The following is a 25,838-nucleotide window of genomic DNA, read 5'->3' on the forward strand; positions in this document are numbered from 1 at the left end:
TCTCTTTTGATGTGAATCGGAAGGCAAAGGTAGTTCTAATTCTAATTAAAGCAAATGCTGGAGGGGTAAAATTTTTGCGAAAAATGCTAATTTTTTGAAAGTGAAGGACTTGTTTTTTTATGCGACTTTTTGTTTGCCGCTTTTTGTAGGCTAACATTGATTTCAAATCCAACCAAAACCAATATAGATGTGATCCAAAGCCATAACATCAAGGCCAACATGGTACCTATGGAACCATACAATTTATTGTAGCTGGCAAAATTGGTCAGGTAATAAGAAAATAGGAAAAAACCCAAGGTGATTAGTAAACCTGAAACCACAGAGCCGGTAGAGAAAAACTTCCACTTTTTACTTACCGCCGGAGCAAACCTGAATATATAAGCATTGGTTATGATAAATAAGATCAGTAAAACGAAAAACCTGAAAAAAGCCAGTAAATAATAATAGATATTATTAGAGACAAATTCAAACTCTGAAATTTTATACAACAATTCACTACCCAAAATCATGACAAGCACCGCTCCACAAACACTGAGGATTAAAACCATCACAATGCTTACCGAAATCAACCGGGTTTGAAAGAATCCCCTGTATTCCCGGGTTCGATACACTGCATTGAAGGCATTCATCATGGATATTACCCCATTTGTGGACAAGTAAAGTGCAAAGAAGAAACCCAGAGAAAGCATGCCTTGTCTTGGTTTGCTTATGATGTCCATGATAGTTGGGGCAGCCTCGTTGTAAATGCTTTCCGGCAATACCTCACTTACAAAAACAAGTATGTTGGCTGTTGTGACATCATGCAAAAAGAACTGAATAAATGGAATCATATTCAGTAGGAAAATAAGCATGGGGAAGAGTGCCACAGTAAAGCTAAAAGCCATGGCGCTTGCTCTTTCAAACACATCATCCTTTTGAAGATGATGTAGGAAAATTTTTCCTACATCATAAAGATTTTGATCAGGATTGCCAAAATGAATAGGCTTAAGGAGTAGTGCCTTGTTGCTTAGCTTCTCTAAAAGAATGTTAATCCTATCTTTCACACTTCTGTCTTGAAATAGGGTTGTAATAGTTCCATAAACCTTGCAGGTGGCCGGCATGGTCTGTGAGAAGTTGTTTTTAGGAAAGTGAGTAAAGTCTCTCCCTCATGGATCAATACCTTGCTTTCATTAAATATTTCATAATGGAAGCGGATACGAACGCCTGGCATTTCCCTAATACTGGTTTTTATGGTCAAATTTTCATCGTACCTCCCCGGTAATAGGTAACGGCTATGGTTTTCTAATACAGGCATCATTACACCACTTTCTTCCATTTCCCGGTAGGAATAGCCAACGCTCCTAAGGGCTTCGACCCTCCCTACTTCGTAATAGGTCGCATAGTTGCCATAATAAACATAACCCATTTGGTCTGTTTCAGCATACCTTACTCTGATCTGGTGTTCTTTTGTAAACATTTATTTGAAAATTTTTGCTGCGTTTAATGCATTTTGATAACGTCTGGCATTGACCATATGGTCCCTCAGATTGGTGGCGAAGGAATGGTAGCCAGAAAAATCCTCCTTAGCGCAGAAGTACAAATAGTTGTGGGTTTGGTAGTTCAGCACAGCATTTAGTGAACTTATTTCCGGTAACACTATAGGTCCCGGAGGCAAACCTGCGTATTTGTAGGTATTGTAGGGGCTTTCTACTTCTTTGTGTATGTTAAGTACCCGCTTGATGGTAAAGTCCTTTAAGGCGAACAGCAAGGTCGGGTCAGCCTGCAAGGGAATACCTCTCTTTAACCTATTGATGTACACACCGGCAACTACCGGTCGCTCGTCTGCCTTATTGGTTTCCGATTGAACGATGGAGGCCAATGTCGCTACCTCTAGGGGACTCATGTTTATCTCTTTTGCCTTGGCCAGTCTTTCATCTGTCCAATACCTTTTGTATTCCTTGTACATTCTTTCGAACAGTTCCTGAGGGCTGACATTCCAATAAACCTCATAGGTATTGGGAAGGAACATGGCCATGATGGTCTGCTTGTCAAAGCCGTATTTCTCTATTAGACTTTCGTCCTCAATTAATGAGAGAAAAACTTCCTTGTCCATTTCTAGATTACTGGTGATTTTCTCTGCCAATTCATCTTTTAACCGGATATTATTGAAAGTTATGTTAACAGGGGTTTGTCTTCCTGAGCGCAGAAGGCTTACAAGTTGCCGGTTTGTGAGTTTAGGTTCAATGATATAACGACCGGGCTTGACTCCTCCTTCAGAGTAGTTCATCACTTTGGCCACAAAACTGAAGGTAACCACTTCGTTTACGATGTCTTTGTCCAGCAAATTGTCTCTAACCTGAGAAAAGGTACTGCCTTTTGGAATTTCCAATACTGCAGGCTCATCACTGTATATCAGGATATTGGGGGAAAAGAATGCCTGATAAAAATAAAAACTAAGGGAGGTTAGCAGTACCGAAAAAGCTACTAACCCTACCAAAATGTACTTCTTTTTTTTGTCTGTAAGCATTGTAAATATTGACTATCCGGCCAATTGAGGCCTTAAAATGAACTCGCTTTAGGTTTATTTAATGATGCAAATATACTATTAAATCAGCCACTTGCTTTTTATGGAAAATAAAATACCTCTAAAAATGATACTTGGCTTTTAATTTGCGGTATAATTATCTTAATTTAACCGTAATTATAAACAGTGTATTGGCCTGTTCAAAGCTGAAATAAAGTAAATTATGGCGGCTGTATTCATAAAGTTGTATCCTGAAAATCCTGACCCACGAAAAATTAGTCAGATTATAGACGTCCTTCGGAGAGGGGGAGTAATCATATATCCTACAGACACAGTGTACGGTATGGGTTGTGATATATTCAATCAAAAAGCAATAGAAAGAATTGGTCTGATAAAAGGAGTGAAACCTAAAAAGGAGCATTTCTCGTTTATATGTTATGACCTAAGTAATATTTCTGAATATACCAGAACACTGAGTACTCCGGTATTTAAATTAATGAAAAAGGCACTTCCGGGACCCTATACTTTTATTTTGGCAGCAAACAATAAGGTGCCAAAATTGCTTAATAGTAAGAAAAAAACAGTAGGAATAAGAGTGCCTGATCACAGTATTCCCCGATTGCTAGTAAAGGAACTTGGTCAGCCTATACTAACCACCTCAATCCGGGATGAGGATGATGTAATAGAATACAGTACAGATCCTGAGCTGATTTATGAAAAATACAAAGACCTCGTAGATGTAGTCATTGACGGGGGATATGGCAATAATGTAGCCTCAACAGTTGTTGATTGTTCAGGTGATCAAATTGAAGTAGTAAGGGAAGGCCTGGGAGATATTTCTGAAATAATCTGATAATTTCTCTATTTCCTTTGCCTCTAGCATTTCTTGGGACTAACTTTCGGGAAACAGAGAAAGATGACCAGTGAAAGTAAGGTAATGACAACTGATTTGCTCTATTTGCCACCTTTGGCCTATTTTGTAGCAATTAGTGGTGCTGATAAAGTACATGTGCATGCAGATGCAAAACTTAGTAGGCAGTCTTACGTGAATAAGGCAGAGATTCTGCTTACAAATAAAAGGGAAACCTTAATAGTTCCAGTACATGGATTAAGGAAAAAGCTTGCCTTAAAAGACGTTAAAATAGATTATCATCAAAAATGGTTGAACGTTCACCTGAGAGGGATAAAAAGTGCCTATGGGAAATCCCCATTTTTTGAGTATTTTTATGACGATTTAGAGCAAATTTATTTGCGCAAGCCAAATTTTTTGATAGATTTAAATTTAGATTTACTGACACTTTGTCTTAAATTTTTACGATGGAATGTCAGTTTGGTAGTAAAGGAAAAGGAAGAGGAAGGTGACCAAAAAAATGACTTAAGAGGGATTATTCACCCTAAGTTGTTGACAAGCAGTGATTTGGTGTATAAGCCTTATCCTTACATGCAAATTTTTGGCCCAAACTTTGTTTCTAACCTGTCTATTGTGGATTTGTTGTTTTGTGAGGGGCCGGCAGCTAACGAAGTTTTGAACCTTTCCCGAAAGTAATTGAACAATAAGTGAAAAAGTTGTGTTTAAAAACAAATTCATTTGTATTAAATTGAGAATTGAAATATTACCATAAGAAAGGATATATATAATGGAAGCAAAATTTTCAAACAGAGTAAAAGAGGTGATCTCTCTTAGCCGCGAAGAAGCTTTGCGCTTGGGTCATGATTACATCGGTACAGAGCACCTCTTGTTAGGAATGATCCGTGAAGGTGAAGGTGTAGCTGTTTCCATTCTAAAGAAGTTGGGTGTTCCGTTGGATGAGTTGAGAAACGCCGTGGAGCGAGCAGTAAAGGGTACAGCCAATCACAATGTGAAAAACCTGGCCAATATACCCTTAACTAGACAGTCAGAAAAAGTGTTGAAAATCACTTATCTGGAAGCAAAAATTTTCAAAAGCCAACTAATAGGTACTGAGCATTTGTTGCTGTCAATACTAAGGGATGAGGACAATATCGCAACTCAGATTCTCCAAAAATTTGACGCTACTTACGATACTGTAAAAGAAATGTTGGAATTTCAAACGGACCAAACGCCTAGATCAGGTACAGAGGCCGATGATCCTGATGAAGAAGGATCCAAATTATTTGGGGCTTCAGGTGGCTCCTCAGGCAGTGCAAAAGGAACTACAGAAAAATCCAGAACTCCTGTTTTGGATAATTTCGGTAGAGACCTTACACGTATGGCCGAAGAAGATAAACTGGACCCAATCATTGGAAGAGAGAAGGAGATAGAAAGGGTGGCTCAAATACTTTCCAGGAGAAAGAAAAATAATCCTATATTAATAGGAGAACCTGGAGTTGGTAAAACAGCCATTGCAGAAGGTTTAGCTCTTAGGATTATACAGAAGAAAGTTTCTCGTGTACTGTTCAATAAAAGAGTAGTGACCCTTGATCTTGCCTCTTTAGTGGCAGGAACAAAATACAGAGGTCAATTTGAAGAAAGAATGAAAGCCGTAATGAACGAGCTTGAAAAATCTCCAAATGTCATCTTGTTTATAGATGAGCTACATACTATCGTAGGAGCTGGTGGAGCCAGTGGTTCCCTAGACGCATCCAATATGTTCAAACCTGCATTGGCAAGGGGAGAAATTCAATGTATAGGAGCGACGACTTTGGACGAATACAGACAGTATATTGAAAAAGATGGGGCTTTGGCCAGAAGATTTCAGATGGTGATGGTAGATGCTACCTCTCCTGAAGAAACCATTCAAATCTTAGAAAATATCAAGGATAAATACGAAGATCATCACAATGTAATTTATACGCCGGAGGCCATTAATGCATGTGTTAATCTTTCAGATAGATACATTTCTGATCGTTTTCTTCCAGATAAGGCAATCGATATTTTAGATGAAGCAGGTGCAAGGGTGCATATCAAAAACATTCACGTTCCTGAAAATATTCTAAAACTCGAAGACGAGGTAGAAAAGATAAAAGTCGAGAAAAACCGAGTAGTTAAAAGCCAAAAATACGAAGAGGCTGCTCAACTTAGAGACAAAGAGAAAAAGCTTCTTGAGCAATTGGAAAACGCCAAGGCCAAGTGGGAAGAAGAAAGTAAAACCAAACGTTATGCTGTTGAAGAAGACAATGTAGCTGAGGTGATTGCAATGATGACAGGTATACCTGCCAGAAGAATAGCTCAGAATGAAGGCGCCAAGTTGCTCAATATGGGCGAGGAACTGAAAGGTAAAGTGGTAGGTCAGGATGAAGCCATTAAAAAGTTAACCAAGGCCATACAACGTACTAGGGTAGGACTGAAAGATCCTAAGAAGCCTATTGGTTCTTTTGTCTTCCTTGGACCTACGGGGGTAGGGAAAACAGAATTAGCTAAAATGTTGGCTACTTACTTGTTTGACAAGGACGATTCTCTAGTGAGAATTGACATGTCTGAATACATGGAGAAATTCAGTGTTTCTCGTTTGGTAGGAGCGCCTCCAGGCTATGTGGGATACGAAGAAGGTGGTCAATTGACTGAAAAAGTCAGAAGAAAACCTTATTCTGTAGTCTTATTAGATGAGATAGAAAAAGCGCATCCTGATGTATTCAATATCCTTTTGCAGGTGCTTGACGATGGTGTGTTAACCGATGGGCTTGGTAGAAGAGTCGATTTCAGAAATACCATTATCATCATGACATCCAATATTGGTGTACGGGATCTTAAAGACTTCGGCGCAGGTATAGGTTTTGCATCCAAGGCCAAGGAAGAGAATATGGATGAGGTGATGAAGTCTACTATTCAGAATGCCCTTAAAAAAGCATTTAGCCCTGAGTTTTTGAACAGGTTGGATGATGTGGTCATCTTTAATTCGTTGAACAAGGAGCATATCCATAAAATTATAGATATCAGTTTAACGAAGTTGTTTGCCAGAATTACTGATTTGGGTTATACCATTGAACTTTCTGAGAAAGCAAAAGATTTCCTTTCCGAGAAAGGCTATGACAAACAATACGGTGCAAGGCCATTGAACAGAGCGATTCAAAAGTACCTTGAAGATGCTTTGGCTGAGGAAATCCTGAAAGGAGAATTGTCTGAAGGGGATGTTATCCTTGCAGATTATTCCGGTGAAGGTGAGGAGCTGGAGATTAAAGTAAACAAAAAAGAAAAAGCTGACTAAAACCAGTTTTGGATTAAAATAGTAAAAGGACAGTGTTTATCACTGTCCTTTTTTATGGTTAGATCTTTTTAGGGACAGAGCCTGTAGTTGCCTGAACATGAACTTTTTTTAGCTGCAAAGAGTTAATATTTATTGCTATCCGTAACCATTCGATGCCAATAGTTGATTAGACGGATAGAGTGAGTTGTCTTGTTTAGTTTGTGTCATATGCTTAATAATACGCTAAAATGAGTTTTTTTATTGAAATGCTATTAAAGCTATTTTTTATACTTTCCATCATACCATTTTTACTTTCTGAAAAACTTCAGAAAAAATATGATATGAAGATCAATCCACAGATAGCCTACACCTATTTTACTGGGCCTAAAAAAGTAGCACTGATTGGCGAGGAGTTTATTGAAGAAACCAGCGGAATGGCTGTTTCCAGAAAAAACCCATCTTGGATTTACGTTCACAATGATAGTGGTGGTGAGCCTGAGGTTTATATTTTGGATACTTTAGGTACTTTTCTTGGAACCATAAGGTTGGAAGGGGTGGAGAATCGTGACTGGGAAGATTTGGCTATTGGACCAGGGCCAGAAGAGGGGAAATCCTATTTGTATATTGGAGATATTGGTGACAATTTCGGAAAATTTGAGGGGTTGATCATATACAGGATTCCTGAGCCGGAGAGCTTGGAAAAAGAGATGACCGTTTCACCAGAAATCATTAAGCTGATTTTCCCTGATGGGCCAAAAGATACTGAGACTTTACTGGTAGATCCCATCAGCGGAGATTTATTTATTCTAACTAAAAGAGAAGCAAAAAACACACTTTATAAGGCTGCAGGGGATTTGCTGAAGGATGGGCATACTGTTGAATTAGAAAAAGTAATGCAATTGCCTATTACGCTTTCGGTAGGAGGGGATGTTTCTGCCGATGGTTCACAGGTGCTTATAAAAAATTATTGGGTAGTTTATTACTGGGAGAGAACAGAAGGTGAAACATTGGAACAAACATTGTCAGGGAAGGCCACTTTACTTCCTTATGAGCCTGAACCACAAGGTGAGGCCATAGCATTTTCACCAGAAGGAAATACTTATTTTACATTAAGCGAGAAAAAATTAAGGGTAAATCCAGTCTTGTATAGGTATGACAGGGCAGTAGTTGATAAATAAGTGTCTATTATCTGTTTATCAGTCAATTGTGTTTTTACTAAACATGAGGAATTATGCCTTGCAATCTACGATTAACCCCTTTTTCATTTTAGCTGGATAAGCATGATTGTGGTCTTTTTTTTAACCTTTACCTGCTTAGATCAGGTTTTCTCCTTGTTTTTGCATAATTTCACTATTAAAGCCATCTAATCATGAAATACACGAGAAGAGATTTTGTAAAAACCAATGCCCTTGTTGGTACAGGAGCATTGATGGGGTTTAACTTCATCCAACCGGAGGTAAAACCCGCACTTATGGGAGGTAAACCTGTAAGAACTGCTTCATGGCCGTCTTGGCCAAGGTGGAATCCTGACACAGATGAGTCTAGAGTTCTGGAAGTGTTGAGGAGTGGGGTTTGGTCCAGATCCGGAGTAGTAAAAGAGTTTGAGGATAAATGGGCAAATACCATAGGATCTAAAAGGTGTCTAACTGTCGTTAACGGTACCAATGCGCTAATAGCCGCATTAGTGCAGGCAGACATAGGTGGAGGAGATGAGGTTTTGGTTTCTTCTTATACTTTTATTGCCAGCGTTGCAGCCATTTTGCAGACGGGTGCTATGCCAGTATTTGTAGATTCTGACCCTGAAACATTTCAAATCGACCCAGTTGAAATAAGGAAGAAAATTACCAGTAGAACCAAAGCTATTTTACCAGTACATATTTTAGGTTTACCTGCAGATATGGACAGTATTATGGCCATAGCCAAAGAAAATGACCTCGTGGTTATCGAAGATGCTTGCCAGGGTTGGTTGGCAGAAATAAACCACAAGAAAGTAGGTACATTTGGACTCGCTGGATGTTTTAGTTTTCAAAACTCCAAGAATTTACCTATGGGTGAAGGTGGAGCCATTGTAAGTGATGATGATGATTTTATGGACAGGTGTTTTTCCTACCATAATTATGGTTATGCTTATGGCTCTTTGGTAGGAGCCGTCAATCAAGGTGCCGTTATAGCGGGGACAAAGATTCGGCTTACCGAATACCAGGCAGCCATCGGCTTAAGTCAATTGCAAAGGCTGGATAGTGAAACCCAATTGAGGGAAACAAATGCATCTTACCTTAAGCAGAAATTAGAAGGAGTTTCAGGGCTTAGTACTTATGTGCTGTATCCCAATGTGACTCGTGCAGTCTTTCACCTTTTCCCTTTTAGATTTCATAGTGAAGGCTTTAAAGGGCTTTCGAGAGATGTTTTCCTAAAGGCCTTAAGAGCTGAAGGAATTCCTTGCTCAAGTGGTTACATTCCGCTAAATGATAAATTGTATTTAAAGGATGCATTTACTTCAAAAAATTACCGAAGAATGTACCAGGCAAATGAATTGGATTTCGACAATTACGTAGCCAATAACCAATGCCCAATAACCGATAAATTGTGCAATGAGGAGGCTGTTTGGCTTTCGCAGAGTATGTTATTAGGCAGCCAGTCTGATATGGATGACATAGCCAATGCCATTATGAAAATCCATGAGAATGCTGAGGAATTACTTAACTATAAAGGATAAATTATTACCATAAATAAAACCAACTATACAATTGGAATCAAATACTAAAAACAAGGGGCTATTGGCCCAACCTTATTATTCAGGTTTTGAAATAGCCCATGATACCTACCAGGCATTAAGCAGTGCCTCTGATGGGAAAATTTATTATGTTTTGTCATCTGAGTCGCTTACAAAAGCGGGTCAACTTTATAGTCTTGATCCGGAGACTGATAAGATTGAGTGGTTAGCAGACCTTTCTGAGGCTTGTGGTGAAATAGATAGCAATACTATTCCGCAAGGAAAAAGCCATGTTCCCTTTTTTGAAAAAGATGGCAAATTGTATTTCGGTACTCATATCGGTGTGTATGAAATGATCGATGACATGGAGAGACTTCCTGTCAACCCTATGGAGGGTGTAGAGAACTACCTTGGAGGTCATTTTCTAAGCTGGGATATGGAGAATAAGGTGATGGAAGACCTTGCTATCGTACCTGATGGTGAAGGAGTGCTTACCATGACCATGGATACCGAAAGGAATCAAATTTATGCCCTCACTTGGCCAAGCGGGAATTTCTTGCATCTGGATTTGAATACCAGTGAGTTGAAAAACTTTGGGCCAATCTCTGAAAAAGGTGAAGCAGGAGTAGTTGGTGAAGACTATAGGGTCTTGTGCAGGTCTATATTGGTTAGCCCTGAAAATGGCAATGTCTATTATACGACTTCTGATGGGAATATCTTTTGCTACAGTCCTAATAGCATGGATGGACCTGCTAAATTAGAAGATGTTAATATGAGAAGGGATTTTTTCGGAAGCTATGACCCAAAAGTACCTGGCAATATGGGGTATAACTGGAGAAGAATATTCTGGCATGATGAAGACAATGTCGCTTATGGTATTCATGGAAACTCCAATTACCTTTTTAAATTCGATCCCAAAAATTCAAAAATTGAACTAATAGAAAGGTTGTCCTCCCTTCCATCCAAGCGAATGGGCATGTATGACCAATTCAGTTATGGCTATTTAGGTTTTGATTTAGGACCAGATAAAGAGACCTTGTATTACCTTACTGGAGGTCCTTTGACTGATAGGCCACCAAATGATGGAACCAAGCAGATAGCCAAAGGAGCGGCCAAAAATCTGGAGAACTTGCATTTGGTAACTTATCACCTGCCTACCAATACTTATACCGACCATGGTCCGGCATTTTATGAGGATGGTAGCATTCCTACCTATGTGAATGCCATTGCCATAGACAAAGATGCAAATGTCTTTACCATGGCAAGGATGCAAAAACCTTGGGGAGAAATTCAGGATTTGGTGAAAATTCACTATCCTAAAAAATAAATTCTTATTAGGCAATAGCACTTCTATTTCACTTGGAAACAAGATGAGTGGAGAATCAGTAAAGCGCAATTGCATTATCCGGGTAATAAAAAAGGGGGCCAAACTTAGGCCCCTTTTTTATTTATTTGGATTTTGAACTCATTTGAAGTTTTAAAATACCTCCTTTGGTTAAATCTCCATGGCGAATACCAATGTCCTTGATTGGTTTGCCATTAAAGGTCTTTTTGGAGATGAAATAATTTTTCGGACCGTTGTTTTCGGCCAGAATTGTAATGGATTTACCTGAGTAATATTTAGGGTTAAGGTGGATGACTGCCTTGTTGAAAATTGGGCTTCCCAATTCATAAATAGGATTTTCTTCTGTCCCGGCATTCATCTGGAACAATCCTAGTTTCATCAAAACAGAGAGTGAACCCATTAGTCCCTGATCTTCATCTCCATTAAAGCCACTTTCAGGAGATAATCCTGAAAAGGCTTTGTCCAAAACTTTTCTTGACCAATATTGGGTCAGGTCAGGCCGATCCAGGTAATTGAAAATGTAGGCCGTTTGCATGGAAGGTTGATTGCCGTAATTAATAGGAATCCTCCTGTACTCTGGATGTGTTTCAAGTGAATGAGAGGTGCCAGAAGTAAAACCTAGTTTCTCGGCTTCTTCAAATTGTTCATTCAGTCGAGCTGCAGCTTTTTCTTTTCCGCCCATAAGCGTGGCCAAGCCTGCAATATCGTGAGGTACAAACCAGGTAAACTGAGCACCATTTGCTTCCACATAGCCTTTTGCATAGTTATATGGGTCAAATGGACTAAACCAGTTTCCATCCACGTCCTTAGGTCTAATCCAGCCTGTTTGTTCATCATAGAGGTTCTTGTAATTGGCAGAACGTGCCAAAAAGTTTTCTGCATCCTCTTTTTTGCCCAAGGCAAGCGCCAACTGTGCCAAAGTCCAGTCTTGATAACTGTACTCTAAAGTTTGCCCTGCGCCTTGTTCATGACCTCCAAAGCGACCTCTTGGATTGGGGTAGGGCACATATCCTTTGCTGATATAGTCTTCTACATTGCCTCCCTTATCCGTTTTGTGCTCATAGCCAGACCTGCTCATCATGCCTCCTGATAGGTGGTTTTTACGAAGGCCTTCATAGGCCAAATCCACATCAAAACCACGAATTCCTTTTTGATACAATCCCACAAAAAACGGTGTGCTTGAGGCACCAGTCATTACATAGGTATAATTACCCCCTGAAGGACCACGTGGGATCAATCCACCATCTTTGTAATATTGAAGGAAGCTATTGGCAAACTCTTCTGCTATCTCAGGGTATACCAAGCCCCATAAGACACTAATGGTCCACTGTGCCCCCCAAAAAGAATCTGAGTTAAAATGTCTGAACAAGGGTTTTCCTTGGTCATTTACAGGTAATTGTCCAATTCTGAAGGTGTCTCCAGTATTGTCTGGATAGGCGCCATTGACATCATTTATTGTCCTTCTGCCTTGCAGTGCTTTCCATAAATCAGTATAAAAACGCCTTTGCTGGGTCTCCGTATTGCCTTCTATCTCTATTCTGCCTAAGAGTTCATTCCAAGTGTCCTGAGTCTCTTTTACAACTTTGTCAAAATTCCAGTGAGGAAGTTCTTCGGCCATATTGAGGGCCGCGTTTTCAGCGCTCGTATAGGATAGTGCCACCTTCATTTGTAAAGGTTGACCTTTGCTTTCACCAAAAGTCACTATTTTATGAGGCGATTGATTGTTGTCAACCCAGTTTTCAATTGGCTGATCAAACTCTACCTGAAAATAGACGGTCAAAGTATTGGGTCTCCTTGAAGTAGGAGAATTGGTAACTTGTCCTTCCAAAATATAGGGAGAAAGCTGCTTCAGGCTGCCATCTATCATTTTACTAGGTCCTAAAACCCCGTCAAGATGAAAAAGGACTGCCTGATTGCTGCCTTTTGAGAAATTGTATTTGTGAAGACCTACCCTGTGCGTGGCAGTTAATTCTGCGGTAATGTCATAGCGATTTAAATAAACCTTATGATAACCGGGTTTAATTAATTCTTTGTCTCTGTCATAAGCAGAGTAATAATCCTCCAATAACTCCTCTGGAGTTTTGGAGAAACTCACCGGCATTACAGATACACCAGACATTTGCCAGGCATGGATATGGCTGAACCCTTTTACGGTGTCCTCATTGTAACGATAGCCACTGCCCCAAGCGCCATCTATTGTATGGTCAGGGCTTAAATTGACCATCCCAAAGGGACGGGTGGCAGCACTAAAGTAAAACCACCTTGAATTTGCAGCATCCAAAAGTGGGTAAACTTGATCAACGGGTTTTGGGTCCTTTTTTGCCTGAAATGCCATCGATGGGAGTACCAATAGCAAAGCAAATAGTCTGAAGATATTTTTTATCATAAGGTTATTTTTTTATTTTTTGGAGAGTGCCAGCTGCCAGTTCCAACTGTCTCTTAAGGCTTCCTCTAAGTTGAATCGTGCCTTCCAATTTAATTCTTGGTTTATTTTTGAGGTGTCAGCCCAAACTTTTACCACATCACCAGGCCTTCTTGGACCAACTTTATAATTAAGTGGTCTTCCACTTACTTTTTCAAAAGCTTTAATCACATCCATTACCGTGTTGCCATTGCCGGTGCCCACATTGAAAATGTCATAAAATGGAGCTGTTTTTCCTTTAAGGTGTGAAATTGCTTTTACATGGGCTTCAGCTAAATCCATCACATGGATGTAATCTCGAACACAAGTACCATCAGGGGTGTCATAATCATCACCAAACACTGTCAATTCTTTTCTTATTCCCACACCTGTTTGCGTAACAAAAGGGACAAGGTTGGAAGGAACACCTAAGGGTAATTCTCCGATCTCTGAGGAAGTGTGCGCTCCAATAGGATTGAAATAACGAAGTGCAATAGCCGATAAAGCAACTTTACTGTTGACCTGATCTACCAATATGTCTTCGCAGATCTTTTTGGTGTTACCATAAGGACTCTCTGCCTTTTTTCTTGGTGTAGATTCCTTTACAGGTAATTTGTCAGGCTGTCCATATACAGTACATGAGGAAGAAAAAACAAGGTTCTCCACATTATGCTTGTCCATGGTAGCCAAAAGTACCAATAAGGAACTTATATTGTTATTGTAATATTTTAATGGAAGCATTGAGCTTTCACCTACAGCTTTGAAAGCGGCAAAATGAATGACCCCAGAAAGTTTGTTTTCTGTGAAAATCCGATCCATTAAATCAGCATCGTTACAGTCACCTTCGTAACAAGGGATCTCTTGGCCTGTAATTTTTTTCAGACCTAGTAAAGCACTTTTTTCGGAGTTTGAAAAATCATCAATGATGATGGGCTGGTAGCCGGCTTCCAAAAGAGCCACCGCCGTATGGGAACCGATATATCCGGCCCCACCAGTTATTAAAATTTTTTCCATTGTCAAATATAAAATTTTATCCTATTCTTAGAAAGAAATAAATCTTAATATATTGTGCATGTCCTATCTACTTAAAGATTCAAATCATTATTATGAATTTGAATTCAATTTCACCTTGTAATTATTGTCAGGTAAAAGCCCCTAAAGTTCTATGGATTAGCGTCTAGTTAGCGGTAAATCATCTCAGATTTTGCTAATTTGCTATATCATTTTAATAGGATCGGTGTTTGTTTTGGGGTTACCAATAAGATTCTCTACCTTTGCCCCCTGAAAGGAGGTGTATTATATGATCGTAGTTAACGTAAAAGAGAACGAATCTATCGAGAAAGCGCTAAAGCGTTTCAAGAAGAAGTTTGATAAAACAGGAGTCATCCGTGAATTGAGAAGCAGACAGGCTTTTGAAAAACCTTCTATCACAAGAAGAACAGAAGTAATTAAAGCAGCTTACAAGCAGCGCATGCAAGAAGAAGAAGGTAAATAAGAAAACCTTTCTTTTTCGAAAAATATTAAGCATATTGATGTTCTAAAACATCGATATGCTTTTTTCATTTATTAGCTACCTGGAACACGAGAAAAGGGTAAGTCCACACACGGTCTTGGCTTATAGAAAGGACCTGGAACAGTTTTTCCTTTTTATAAATACAGCTTTTGGCTTGGAAAATGCGGAGGATGCTGGTCATGCCGAGATCAGGGCATGGATGGTGGATTTAATTGAAGAGGGGCTAGAAGTCGCCACTGTAAACAGAAAAATGGCCACTTTACGGTCTTTCTATAAATTTTTATTGCACTCCGAAATCATCAACCAAGACCCAACTTTTAAAATAAGGTCATTAAAAAAGGGCAGAAACCTTCCTGCCTTTATCCAGGAAAAAGAAATTTATCGCCTTCTTGAACAAGCAAATTTTGACAATGATTTTGAGGGACAACGGGACCGAATGGTCATGCAAACCCTTTACCTCACAGGTATTAGATTGTCAGAATTGATAGGATTGAGATGGTCTGCTTTGGACCTTAGTCAGTTACAGATAAAAGTGCTTGGCAAAGGCAAAAAATACCGAATTATCCCTATTTCTAGTGAACTTAGAATAGCTATCCTTAGCTATAAAAAAGTTTTTGAAGAATGTTTTTCTATTCAAAACGAAAATGATTTTTTTATCGTTAGATTAAATAGAGAGCAAGCTTATCCCATGATGATTTATAGAATCGTCAAGAAATGTTTAAATCTTTTTGTCCGAAATACCAAGAGTAGTCCTCACCTTATGAGACACACCTTTGCAACTCACCTACTAAATAAAGGAGCAGATCTAAATGCTGTTAAAGACCTTCTGGGACATGCTAGTTTAGCAGCCACCCAGGTATATACTCATAATTCTATTGAGAAACTTAAGGCTGTGTATGAACAGGCACATCCAAAAGCTTAAAAATTAAGTTTAACTTTTAAACGTTTATTATTATGAAATTACAAATGCATTCAATTCATTTCGTCGCTGATCAGAAGTTGACCAATTTTATTCAGAAAAAAGCAGATAAACTAGATACTTATTATGATCAGATCATTGATGGTGAGGTTTTTATGAGGTTGGATAAAAATGATAAAAGTGAAAATAAAATCGTGGAAATCAAACTGAATGTACCAGGTAAACAATTTTTTGCAAAAAATCAAAACGACTCTTTTGAAGCGGCAGCTGATGATTCCATAGAAGCCCTTCGTAGACAAATTAAAAAGCACAAAGAAAAACTTGTTCTATCTAAACAATAGTTATAATCATTAAAAATTAAAAAAGGGTTGCCATTTGGTAACCCTTTTTTTTATCTAAGCAGGGAATCTTTCAATCCAATAATACTTTTTACCCCACTTCATCTTTTCCTCTGTGGTGTTACCGTTTAATATGGACATTATCATCTCCTTTATATATTTAGGATCCCAATTTAAACTGACAACATCTTTAATCGGAAGCAAGCCATCCAGGGCCCTTTTATTAGGTTCATCACAAATGAAATAAGCGTAACTTTCAGGCACTTCTTCTAAGGAAGAGAATGTTTTCATGAAGAATTCCGGTCCTAGCCCTATTCTTATTTTACTAGCATAATGTAAGTTTCCAAGGAAGGCAATTTTGCTATTTTCAGGTATTTCATGAGTCGAAATATAGGCTTGTACTTGTCTGCCCTGGTTAGGTATGGATAAGGGATGGGTTACCAATGATACCGAGAGAAACAAGAGTAGAATAGAAAGTCCCAAAACCTGCACTTGGTAATTCGGTTGGTTTACTTTTTTCCATAGCAAAACGCTTAAACCAAAGCCAATGATCCATTGGCCATAAATCCAAAAGGAACTACCAAGTCCCACATGGGCAAATAAAGCGACAAACAGAACAAGCCAATTAATGCCTAAAAAAACCTTTGTCCAAAGCTTCATGGCATTGGTCGGTCTAGGAGTTGTTTTCAAAACAATCCCCGCAAGGAGAATCGCTGAGATAGGAGTAACGGGTAGGAGGTAGCGCTCATAGAAGGTCGATACCATCGCTGTCATGCCAATGATCGATAAGGTCCAGATTATAGCAAAACCAAAGAATGCTTTGTTTTGACTGAAAATGGATTTTAACCCTGATGGAAGCGCCTTGATTTTTAGACTGACCCAAGGAAGGAAGAGCCCAACCATCAATAGCACAGCAAAGATAAAATGTTTCACGATCATCCATATCCTGCTACCTACACGCATGCCAACTTGATCTTCTAAAAAGGAGTCCAAATAAATTGATCCGAATTTCATGTACATGGCGACAAACCAAAACAAGGATATAAACAAGGCCAGGGCAATTGCAGGTAGGTACAATAATTTCATCAGTTTGATGCGTTGCCAAGGGTTGAATAGCATATAGGCAATTGCGACCAAACCTAAAGCAGCAGCAGGTAATCCCTTTGTTTCAAAGGCAAAAGCCAATCCTAAATAAAAAAACCAGAAGTACTTTTTGGGACTGTTATTTCCATACTTCAACAAGCCTGTAATGCCTACAGCAGCCAAAGTCATAAAAAAAGCCAGTAAAATATCTGGGATGGAACGTGTACTGCTGAATATGATAATTGGGTGGGTGGCAACTATCCATGCTGACCATATAGGGAGTTTATTGCTTCTCCCTACCATCTTAGCAATATGATAAACCAAAGGGATTATCCCAGCACCGAATAGAAGAAATAATATCCGTGAAGAGTAGGCAGCTACACCAAAAGTCTTGAAGCCCGCAAGAACGAACCAATAGGTCAGTATGGGTTTTTTAAATCGTAATTCACCACTGCCTAGGTAGGTGGTAAGATAGTCTCCATTTTGCATCATACGAATAGCCGCATCAGTATAATACATTTCATCTGGGTAGTGGAGATGAAAATCTAGCGCAAATGGACCTACCAATACTAAAAATGCTAGCATAGGGAAGCCGTAGGAGTTAATCCATCCTGGAGTTTTGTTCATGGCGGAAAAGAATAAGGAGTAAAATTAAAAAAATAAAATGCTTGGGAGGTGTTTTCTACCTAAAAGAACGTTGAATTTGAAACGATTTTAAGAACTGCTAGATTGTTTAATGCCATTTTCGGGATAAAGCATTTAATTAGTAGGAGGCCTAAGAGCCAGATTTTATGCAAAAAATATTCAGCAGGGCAATAAACAACGATTTATTGCCCTGCTGAATTAGAGGACCCCAATCAAATTAAAGGTTTACTCTTTTACCTTTTTTGGCAGACTTGAGAATCGCTTCCACTATTCGGATGTCGCGGAGGCCTTCTTCACCTGGCACCAATGGTGCTTTGTTTTCTATTATGGCCAAGGCATCATCATCCATTTGACTGGCTTGTTGCCAAGGGACTTCATAGGAATGATTGATTTTTCCCAGTGGACTTTCACCTTTAGCTCCCCCATAGCTGGAGAAAGGTTTCAAAGCGATATCTCCTTTTTCACATTCCACTGTCATGAAATTAGTACCTTCAGCAAAGCTGGTTCTTATGTCCGCAAACACAGCCCCTGGGAATTCCAGTTTTGCCGTTACTTCATCTGCTAGGCCGTCTTTATAAATTTCTGGTCGGGTAGAGATGGCTTTGGCTGATACCACAGCTATAGGTTCCATGTTCATGCCCAATCGGGCACCTTGAATGGCATAAACACCCATGTCATAAATTACGCCCCCACCCATTTCTTTTTTCTGTTTCCAATGGTCGGTCCTGTTTTCTCTGTAACCTGCTGCACAGTTTACATATTTCACCTTACCCAACTTATTGTTTTGGATGATTGACCTGTATTCTTGAGTGTTTGGTTCATGATGCAACCTGTAGCCAATGGTGAGTTGTACATTGTTCTTTTTACAAGCATTGATCATGTTTTGACATTCCTTACTGGTAACGGCCATGGGCTTTTCACACCAGACATGTTTTCCTGCATTGCTTGCCCTAATCACATATTCTTCATGCATTGAAGGCGGCAAAACCACATAGACTACATCAATGTCAGGATTGTCTGCTATGGAGTCAAAAGTGTCATAATTGTAAATGTTTTTTTCTGGGATTTGGTATTTCTCTTTCCAAGCTACTGCTTTTTCAGGAGTGCCTGTTACTATGCCCGCCAGGTAGCAATGTTCTGTCTGCTGCAAAGCTGGGGCTAAAAGATCGGTGCTGTAATAGCCTAGACCTACAAGGGCCACACCTAGTTTTCGTCCTTTTTTAGCGGCTAATAATTCGTAGGGATTGATCAGGGCCAAGCTACTTCCTAAAGCTATTGATTTGATCGCATTTCTTCTGGATTGGGTATTCATAGGGTTAGGTTTTTGGTATAATAATATGCTGTATTTAGAGAATTGGGTATGCTAGTTTAGGATTGTAAAAGATTTTAAAAAAGACTTTTGTTTAATTGACCAGTTATTGATTGACTTTAGCTAATAAACGGCTACAGTCGATAACATTGCTAGAAAAGCGTGACAATTATTCTTTTTTTGGAATAATTGTCAAAGTAAGTCCTTTTGTATCCATTTATTGCTTGTTTTGGATTCAATATAATCAAATTAACTATTTGGTCAAAGGTGGAAAAGTGAAGGATGTCTCAATTTGGTGATCTTTTAAGGGTAGGTTTTAGGCAATCAATTTGCCACAGCTTTTAAAAAGCATTAATTTCGTGTAAATTTTGAATCATGACCCAACCAGAGATTTCCGTTGTCATTACCATTTTTAATGAAGAAGGTAATATTGCACCTTTGCATGAAGCAGTGTACAGTGCCTTATCGGCAATAGATTATGAGTTGATTTTGGTGGACGATGGTTCCACAGATCGCTCAGTAGAGAAGATGAAGCTTTTAGCAAATGACAGGACTCGTGTGCTGGTTTTTAATAAAAACTATGGTCAGACCACAGCATTGGCTGCAGGTATTGACCATTCCAATGGGAAATACATTGTGACTATGGATGGGGATCTTCAAAATGACCCTAGCGATATACCTATGCTGCTTGACATGGTGAGGAATGGTGATTGGGATGTAGTAGCTGGACGAAGAGCCAATAGAAAGGATGGCTTCGTGCTTAGAAAATTACCAAGTAAAATGGCCAATTGGTTGATCCGACATACCACTAAGGTTTATTTGTCTGATTATGGCTGTAGTTTAAGAATTTATAAAGCGCATATTGCCCAGAATATGGGTTTATACGGTGAATTGCATAGGTTTATTCCTGTTTTAGCAAAGCAGGAAGGTGCAAAAATGACCGAGGTAGATGTCAAACATCATCCTAGAATACATGGAGAGTCAAAATACGGACTAAGCAGAACTTTTAAAGTAATTGCTGATCTTATTCTGATGCTCTTCTTTCAGAAATATTTTCAGCGGCCCATACATATTTTCGGAACCCTGGGGCTCTTTGCTTTCACAGGTGGGGTTTTGATTAATTTCTACCTACTTATCCTTAAAATTATGGGAGAGGATATTTGGGGACGTCCTATACTATTGGTAGGGTTCATCCTGTTGTTGGGTGGAGTCCAATTAATCACAACTGGAATTGTAGCTGAAATAATTGTAAGAACCTATTTCGAATCCCAGAACAAAAAGACGTATACAGTGAAAGCAATTTTCCAAGGTGATAAAAAAGAGGCTTAAATTTTTTCTAAAGATCTTCCTTACCGGCTTAGCACTGTATCTGGTTTTCAACAAAATAGATACCAAGACTACCTGGAAAGTAATCCAATCCTCCAATCCAGGTTGGTTATTTCTGGCATGGGTGCTTTTTGTAATTTCTAAATTCTTTAGCGCTATAAGATTAAATATTTATTTCAAGGACATAGGCCTACAACTTCCTGAGATGAAAAATGTAAAGTTGTATGCCATAGGCATGTTTTACAATTTATTTCTTCCCGGTGGGATAGGGGGAGATGGCTACAAGGTTTACTTGCTAAATAAAATTCATAAAATCCCAGTTAAACAATTACTCAGTGCAGTATTGCTTGACAGAGGCAATGGACTGGCTGTTTTACTTTGGTTGATGTTTTGTCTAATGCTAATTCTGAATCTGCCATGGGATTTCCCGGTGTCTATGTTTTGGCTAGGTATTTTAGGATTAGTGGCCATTCCCCCAGGGTTTTACTTGGTGATGTTGCTGTTTTTTAAACAATTCATGAGGACCATTCCATCGAGTACAGGCTTTTCTTTTCTTAACCAAGGCCTACAATTGTGCAGTGCATATTTTATTTTAATGAGCTTAGGGGTGCAACAACAAGTAATTCCCTACCTTTTTGTGTTTCTCGTTTCAAGCACTGTATCTGTATTACCGCTAACGATTGGAGGAGTAGGGGCTAGAGAATTGGTTTTTGTTCTTGCCCATGAGTATGTTGGAATAGACCAGAATGTGGCTGTAGCCTTTAGTCTTTTGTTCTTCCTTATTTCTATGCTTACCTCACTTTCGGGTGTTTTTGTCAAATACAAAGGGTAAACAATTGTCTAAATAAAATTCTATTTCCTTGAATCCTCCACATTTTAGGTGATTATAGCATATACGCTATAGAATACAGAGATATTTTTTAGTATAGAAGTTGGAAGACAATGGTTTTTTTAACCCGGATTATGTAATAGAATGTCTATTGCATATTTCGGGTTTAACCTTATCTAAAAGGAATTAGCCAGACCCATCTTGGTTTCCACGCAAAACAATACCCTCTTTTCTTCTCTTTTTCGAAATTCAGCAAAGAGTTTATAATGATTATAACAGTAGATTTAAGTATAGAAATACCCGAGTAATTAAAAATATATTTGGGTATATTGCCTTAACGCCCAAATAATTAAAACATGAAGAAATTTATATTGGTTTTAGCGCATTCAGAATCGGATCGGATCTTTCCGAAGAATTTATTTTTTTTATTACTATTTATACTTGTTTTTTGTTCACCTGCATTGGCCCAAATGAGAGCAGGAGTGGGCAAAATGGACATCACCGATAGGGACGCAGGAGCCGTCAATGACCCTCTTTTTGCTAAAGCAATGGTCTTGGATGATGGAACTACAAAGATGGTTATTATTACCCTTGATGTTGTGGCAGTGGAGGGGATTGGTCCCATCCCTGAAGGGTTCATGAAAACCGTCCGAAGTCAAATCCAAAAGAAACTAGGCATTCCTCCCTCTAATGTGTTAATTAATGCCAGCCATTGCCATGGAATCGTTAGGAAGGATGTGGATCAACTGACGATAGAAGCCGTTTTAGCAGCGAGTGAAAACATGGTAAAAGTGAAGGCAGGCTCAGGAAGTGGTCATGAAAATAGAATCATGGAAAATAGGAGGGTTTATTTAACCAACGGGGAACAAGTAGATATGAGGCGAGCTTACCCTTTTCCTCCCGACGAACAAATTGCCAAAATAGGTCCAATTGATCCTGAGATTGGAATTTTAAGGTTGGATAAGCTAAATGGTGATAATTTGGCAGTGATCTATAATTTCGCTGTTCACCCCATACAAGGCGTTCCAAACGGAGGGAATACAGCAGATATGATTGGTTTTGCTTCGAAGGTTATAGAGGATAATCTAGAAGGAAGCATGGCTTTTTTTCTGCAAGGGTGCGGAGGAGATATTAACCCTGTCTCCTATAAAGGGGTAGGTACACCTCCAGATGCAGAACCATTGGGAAATATGCTTGGGCTCAGCGTACTCAATGCCTTAAAGGAAATCCCTAGTAAAAAAGTCAGTAAAATACAACTTATCAATGAAAGCATGGAACTTCCCATGGCCGATTTTCAAAGCCGAATTAAAGCGTTAGAGGACAGGCAAATGAAATTGGTTCAATCTTTTCGTGGCACCAATATAAACTTAAAAACATTTCTTGGCTTATTGGATGAACACAATAATTCAGCGACTTATCCTTCAGCATATGCCTACAGATACATGCATGAAGCCATGATTGGAGCATGTGGATTGCAGACCTGGGATGAGGTCAATAAGAATGACATGACAAATTACCAAAACAATATTTACATCATGGAAGAACTCATTCGGGTCAACACCAACTTGGCATTGGTGAAAATGCACAATGAATTGGCTCAGGGCGAACCTATGATTCCAGTTGAAATTTTAGCTGTGAATATTGGTGATTTTTATATGGTTACCTTTCCAGGAGAGTTGACCGTTGAAATAGGATTGAACATTAAAGAGCGATCCAAATATGCGTCCACTTTTGTGGCAGGCTATACCAATGGATACATCTATTATGCACCAACTGCTGAACAGCTAAGAAATACAGGCGCGGCACAGGAAGATAGTGACACCTTTTTGGCTCCTGAATGGCAAGCCCTATTCGAAAAGAAGGTAGAGGAGATGTTAAATCAGTTGAATTAGCACTTGCCCATAGGGGGTATTATGGCTTTTTAAGGGGTATTAACTATCCACCTTTTCCATTCTTTAGCTAGGATTAGGTGTTATGGCTTCCTGATTCCATCATACAATTGAAGATCAACGGTCTATTTCATGACGGGACAAGCTATAAAAATAAAAAAAAACCTGACCAAAATATAAGGTCAGGCTTTAAATATTGTTTGTTTACTGTCGGGATTATCCGATAGAAACTCTTTTGAAATCAGTCACTGTCAATCCTTTACTTACACTGTCAAGGTATTGAGCGATTGTTTTGCTAGGGTCTTTTACGAATGCCTGGCTTAGCAAAGTGTTCTCTTTATAGAACTTATTCAATTTACCAAGGGCAATTTTTTCCAACATAGCTTCAGGCTTTCCATCTTGTCTGGCCTGATCTTTACCAACTTCAATTTCTCTTTCAACAACAGATGAATCAACGCCATCTTTGTCAAGTGCTACTGGATTCATTGCAGCAATTTGCATAGCCACATCTTTACCAGCATCAGAAGCATTTGCACCAGCAGTGTTGCTAAGTGCTACCAATACGCCTAATTTACCATTAGAGTGTATGTAAGGCTCTACTACTTCACCTGTTACTTGTTCGAAATGAGACACCTCAATTTTTTCACCGATTTTACCGGTCATTTCAGTGATTTTTTCACCTATAGTGATGCCTTCAAAAGGCAAAGCCATAACAGCTTCAATGCTGTTAGCATTTGCTTTTACTGCTTCAGCAAGTATAGCGTTTGCAAATGTGGAGAACTCCTCATTTTTGGCAACAAAGTCAGTTTCACAGGTAAGAGAAATCAAGGTACCCGTTTTTCCATCTTCGCTTACGCTAGTTACCACAACACCTTCTTTGGTTTCACGGTCAGCTCTGGAAGCAGAAACTTTCTGTCCTTTTTTTCTTAGGATATCAATAGCTTTTTCAAAATCTCCTTCAGCTTCGGTAAGGGCTTTTTTACAATCCATCATACCGGCCCCGGTTTTTTGTCTCAATTTATTTACCTCTTGTGCAGTAATAGCCATTGGTTTATATTTTTTTGTTTAATTAAATATAGGTGATGACAATAAAACAAAAATTGAACAGCAGGCTAGTGCCAGTGTCCAATTTTTGTAAATAAAATGTCAAAGTGGATTATTCTTTTGTTTCAGCGTCTGCTGCTTTTTTTGCTTCTTCCTCTTCAGAAAGTTTAGCATCGTCCTTGTCTTTCTTACGTTCAGACAAACCTTCTTCAATAGCAGCACCGAAAGCTTTTACTAATAGTGAAATGGATTTAAAAGCATCATCATTTGCTGGGATAGGGAAATCTACCTCGTTAGGGTTAGAGTTCGTATCTACCAAAGCAAACACAGGAATACCAAGCTTCTTAGCTTCAGCTAGGGCAATGTGCTCTCGCTTAATATCTACAATAAAGAGTGCAGCAGGAAGTCGTGTTAGGTCGGAAATACCACCCAATACATTCTCCAACTTTTCTCTTTGACGGCTGATCATCAGCCTTTCTTTTTTCGCCAGGTTAGTGTAAGAGTCATCTTTAGACATTTTGTCTATTGTTGACATCTTCTTCAAAGATTTACGGATGGTGGCAAAATTAGTCATCATACCACCAAGCCATCTTTCAGTAATGAAAGGCATCTTAAGCCTTCTGGCTTCTTCTGCTACTAAATCTTTGGCTTGTTTTTTCGTCGCTACAAACATAACTTTTTTGCCTGAGCGTACGATCTGCTTGATTGCGTTGGATGCTTCTTCAAGGCAAACGAGCGTTTTGTTTAGATCTATGATATGGATACCATTCTTCTCCATGAAGATATAAGGCGCCATTTTAGGATCCCACTTTCTTGTTAAGTGTCCGAAGTGAACACCAGCATCCAGTAAGTCTTTATATTCGATATTGGCCATTTATTAAATTGTTGTTTTATAGTATTTAGGAATATATATCCCCAATTATCTTTTAGAGAACTGGAATCTTCTCCTTGCTTTTCTTCGTCCAGGTTTTTTACGTTCTACCATTCTGGAATCACGTGTTAAGAATCCTTCTTTTTTCAACGGACTTCTATGGTCTTCGTTGATTTCACAAAGGGCTCTTGAGATTGCCATTCGAATAGCTTCTGCCTGACCACTGATTCCGCCACCATCAACATTAATATTAATGTCATAGGCACCGTCCTCATTGACCAATACCAAGGGCTGCTTCACCACAATCTGGTGTAGCTCAAAAGGGAAGTACTTATCAAGTGCCCTTTTGTTTACCGTGATATTACCGTTACCAGATTTGACGTAAATCCTGGCTACGGATTCTTTTCTTCTTCCAATTTTGTTAATTACTTCCATTGACGGGTAGCATTAAAGTTTTACTTCTTTAGGTTTCTGTGCGCTGTGTGGATGCTCTGATCCAGCGTAAACGTACAGGTTGGTGTACAATTTTCTGCCAAGTCTGTTTTTTGGAAGCATTCCTTTTACTGCTTTCTCTACCAGAGTTCGAGGAGATTTTTCCAAAAGGATCTTGGGAGTAGCGATACGTTGTCCTCCAGGGAATCCTGTGTGACGAACATACACCTTCTCAGTCCACTTCCTTCCGGTAAGTCTCACTTTCTCGGCATTGATAACAATAACATTGTCTCCGCAATCTACATGAGGGGTAAAGTTTGGCTTGTGCTTCCCTCTCAACATTTTTGCCACTTCACTTGAAAATCGACCTAGTATCTGGGATTGGGCATCCACTACTACCCACTCCTTTTCCACCGTGGCGTCATTCGCTGATATGGTCTTATAGCTTAAAGTATTCACTGTGTAAATGTTTAATAATTAGCTTGTTAAATACATTTCACCCTCAAAAAGGGACACAAAGATAGAAGTTAATTCCT

23 protein-coding genes are annotated in these 25,838 nt (G+C 39.1%); 12 read left to right on the forward strand and 11 right to left on the reverse strand.

Features of this window, described 5'->3' with window-relative positions; genetic code table 11:
* Nucleotides 1–86: 86 nt before the first annotated feature.
* From CA2015_RS14360 to mltG, 3 genes are read right to left on the reverse strand one after another with little or no spacing between them, the layout of a single operon-like run.
* Complete coding sequence (locus tag CA2015_RS14360) at nucleotides 87–1,043, reverse strand: YihY/virulence factor BrkB family protein (protein ID WP_048642522.1); 957 nt, start codon at nucleotides 1,041–1,043, stop codon at nucleotides 87–89.
* Nucleotides 1,040–1,456 carry an acyl-CoA thioesterase gene (locus CA2015_RS14365; RefSeq protein ID WP_048642523.1) on the reverse strand — a complete coding sequence of 139 codons (417 nt, stop codon included), beginning with the start codon at nucleotides 1,454–1,456 and terminating at the stop codon, nucleotides 1,040–1,042. The genes CA2015_RS14360 and CA2015_RS14365 overlap by 4 nt, the downstream gene beginning before the upstream one ends.
* The gene (gene mltG / locus CA2015_RS14370) at nucleotides 1,457–2,506 is read right to left on the reverse strand and encodes an endolytic transglycosylase MltG (protein ID WP_048642524.1); all 1,050 of its coding nucleotides are present in this window, start codon (nucleotides 2,504–2,506) and stop codon (nucleotides 1,457–1,459) included.
* Between the two features lie 220 nt (nucleotides 2,507–2,726).
* On the opposite strand from mltG, the gene CA2015_RS14375 reads away from it, so the two are divergent.
* The 6 genes from CA2015_RS14375 to CA2015_RS14400 all read left to right on the forward strand — a co-directional run bounded on the left by CA2015_RS14375 (nucleotide 2,727) and on the right by CA2015_RS14400 (nucleotide 10,685).
* The gene (locus tag CA2015_RS14375) at nucleotides 2,727–3,356 is read left to right on the forward strand and encodes an L-threonylcarbamoyladenylate synthase (RefSeq protein WP_048642525.1); all 630 of its coding nucleotides are present in this window, start codon (nucleotides 2,727–2,729) and stop codon (nucleotides 3,354–3,356) included.
* A 63-nt stretch (nucleotides 3,357–3,419) separates the two neighbouring features.
* Nucleotides 3,420–4,049, forward strand: a complete 630-nt coding sequence (locus CA2015_RS14380; RefSeq protein WP_048642526.1) for a WbqC family protein — start codon at nucleotides 3,420–3,422, stop codon at nucleotides 4,047–4,049.
* Nucleotides 4,050–4,140: 91 nt separating this feature from the next.
* Entirely contained in the window at nucleotides 4,141–6,666 is a 2,526-nt protein-coding gene (locus CA2015_RS14385; RefSeq protein WP_048642527.1) for an ATP-dependent Clp protease ATP-binding subunit, read from the forward strand.
* A gap of 227 nt (nucleotides 6,667–6,893) precedes the next feature.
* Entirely contained in the window at nucleotides 6,894–7,823 is a 930-nt protein-coding gene (locus CA2015_RS14390; protein ID WP_048642528.1) for a hypothetical protein, read from the forward strand.
* Nucleotides 7,824–8,014: 191 nt separating this feature from the next.
* A complete protein-coding gene (locus CA2015_RS14395; RefSeq protein ID WP_048642529.1) occupies nucleotides 8,015–9,361 on the forward strand; it encodes a DegT/DnrJ/EryC1/StrS family aminotransferase in 1,347 nt (448 codons plus the stop codon).
* A 31-nt stretch (nucleotides 9,362–9,392) separates the two neighbouring features.
* Nucleotides 9,393–10,685, forward strand: a complete 1,293-nt coding sequence (locus tag CA2015_RS14400) for a hypothetical protein (protein WP_048642530.1) — start codon at nucleotides 9,393–9,395, stop codon at nucleotides 10,683–10,685.
* Nucleotides 10,686–10,806: 121 nt separating this feature from the next.
* Here the strand turns inward: CA2015_RS14400 and CA2015_RS14405 are convergent, their stop codons facing one another.
* Together CA2015_RS14405 and galE are read right to left on the reverse strand one after the other, a co-directional pair.
* Complete coding sequence (locus tag CA2015_RS14405) at nucleotides 10,807–13,089, reverse strand: GH92 family glycosyl hydrolase (protein ID WP_048642531.1); 2,283 nt, start codon at nucleotides 13,087–13,089, stop codon at nucleotides 10,807–10,809.
* 12 nt (nucleotides 13,090–13,101) lie between these two features.
* Nucleotides 13,102–14,118 (reverse strand): UDP-glucose 4-epimerase GalE, encoded by a 1,017-nt coding sequence (galE, locus tag CA2015_RS14410; protein WP_048642532.1) that lies wholly within the window; start codon nucleotides 14,116–14,118, stop codon nucleotides 13,102–13,104.
* Nucleotides 14,119–14,404: 286 nt separating this feature from the next.
* On the opposite strand from galE, the gene rpsU reads away from it, so the two are divergent.
* The 3 genes from rpsU to hpf are packed head-to-tail and all read left to right on the forward strand — an operon-like array spanning nucleotide 14,405 to nucleotide 15,877.
* Nucleotides 14,405–14,599, forward strand: a complete 195-nt coding sequence (gene rpsU / locus CA2015_RS14415; protein WP_014020953.1) for a 30S ribosomal protein S21 — start codon at nucleotides 14,405–14,407, stop codon at nucleotides 14,597–14,599.
* A gap of 55 nt (nucleotides 14,600–14,654) precedes the next feature.
* Nucleotides 14,655–15,539, forward strand: a complete 885-nt coding sequence (locus CA2015_RS14420) for a tyrosine-type recombinase/integrase (protein WP_048642533.1) — start codon at nucleotides 14,655–14,657, stop codon at nucleotides 15,537–15,539.
* 32 nt (nucleotides 15,540–15,571) lie between these two features.
* Nucleotides 15,572–15,877, forward strand: coding sequence for a ribosome hibernation-promoting factor, HPF/YfiA family (gene hpf, locus CA2015_RS14425; protein WP_048642534.1), 306 nt, complete (start codon nucleotides 15,572–15,574; stop codon nucleotides 15,875–15,877).
* Nucleotides 15,878–15,931: 54 nt separating this feature from the next.
* On the opposite strand, the gene CA2015_RS14430 is transcribed toward hpf, so the two are convergent.
* Together CA2015_RS14430 and CA2015_RS14435 are read right to left on the reverse strand one after the other, a co-directional pair.
* Nucleotides 15,932–17,584, reverse strand: a complete 1,653-nt coding sequence (locus CA2015_RS14430) for an ArnT family glycosyltransferase (RefSeq protein ID WP_048642535.1) — start codon at nucleotides 17,582–17,584, stop codon at nucleotides 15,932–15,934.
* A gap of 235 nt (nucleotides 17,585–17,819) precedes the next feature.
* Complete coding sequence (locus CA2015_RS14435) at nucleotides 17,820–18,914, reverse strand: Gfo/Idh/MocA family protein (RefSeq protein ID WP_048642536.1); 1,095 nt, start codon at nucleotides 18,912–18,914, stop codon at nucleotides 17,820–17,822.
* Between the two features lie 372 nt (nucleotides 18,915–19,286).
* Between CA2015_RS14435 and CA2015_RS14440 the strand changes: the two genes are divergently transcribed.
* The 3 genes from CA2015_RS14440 (at nucleotide 19,287) to CA2015_RS14450 (ending at nucleotide 22,958) form a co-directional block, all read left to right on the forward strand.
* Nucleotides 19,287–20,240, forward strand: coding sequence for a glycosyltransferase family 2 protein (locus CA2015_RS14440; RefSeq protein ID WP_048642537.1), 954 nt, complete (start codon nucleotides 19,287–19,289; stop codon nucleotides 20,238–20,240).
* The gene (locus tag CA2015_RS14445) at nucleotides 20,221–21,069 is read left to right on the forward strand and encodes a lysylphosphatidylglycerol synthase transmembrane domain-containing protein (RefSeq protein ID WP_048642538.1); all 849 of its coding nucleotides are present in this window, start codon (nucleotides 20,221–20,223) and stop codon (nucleotides 21,067–21,069) included. Before CA2015_RS14440 ends, CA2015_RS14445 begins: the two co-directional genes overlap by 20 nt.
* 353 nt (nucleotides 21,070–21,422) lie before the next feature.
* Nucleotides 21,423–22,958 carry a hypothetical protein gene (locus CA2015_RS14450; RefSeq protein WP_205749767.1) on the forward strand — a complete coding sequence of 512 codons (1,536 nt, stop codon included), beginning with the start codon at nucleotides 21,423–21,425 and terminating at the stop codon, nucleotides 22,956–22,958.
* Nucleotides 22,959–23,171: 213 nt separating this feature from the next.
* Here CA2015_RS14450 and tsf read toward each other — a convergent pair whose 3' ends face one another.
* The 4 genes from tsf to rplM form a co-directional block, all read right to left on the reverse strand.
* Nucleotides 23,172–24,002 carry a translation elongation factor Ts gene (gene tsf, locus CA2015_RS14455; protein ID WP_048642539.1) on the reverse strand — a complete coding sequence of 277 codons (831 nt, stop codon included), beginning with the start codon at nucleotides 24,000–24,002 and terminating at the stop codon, nucleotides 23,172–23,174.
* Nucleotides 24,003–24,111: 109 nt separating this feature from the next.
* A complete protein-coding gene (rpsB, locus tag CA2015_RS14460) occupies nucleotides 24,112–24,873 on the reverse strand; it encodes a 30S ribosomal protein S2 (protein WP_048642540.1) in 762 nt (253 codons plus the stop codon).
* A 45-nt stretch (nucleotides 24,874–24,918) separates the two neighbouring features.
* Nucleotides 24,919–25,305 (reverse strand): 30S ribosomal protein S9, encoded by a 387-nt coding sequence (rpsI, locus tag CA2015_RS14465; protein WP_014020963.1) that lies wholly within the window; start codon nucleotides 25,303–25,305, stop codon nucleotides 24,919–24,921.
* 12 nt (nucleotides 25,306–25,317) lie between these two features.
* Complete coding sequence (rplM, locus tag CA2015_RS14470) at nucleotides 25,318–25,761, reverse strand: 50S ribosomal protein L13 (protein WP_048642541.1); 444 nt, start codon at nucleotides 25,759–25,761, stop codon at nucleotides 25,318–25,320.
* Between the last annotated feature and the right edge of the window lie 77 nt (nucleotides 25,762–25,838).

It is taken from the genome of Cyclobacterium amurskyense, assembly GCF_001050135.1.
Taxonomy (GTDB): domain Bacteria; phylum Bacteroidota; class Bacteroidia; order Cytophagales; family Cyclobacteriaceae; genus Cyclobacterium; species Cyclobacterium amurskyense.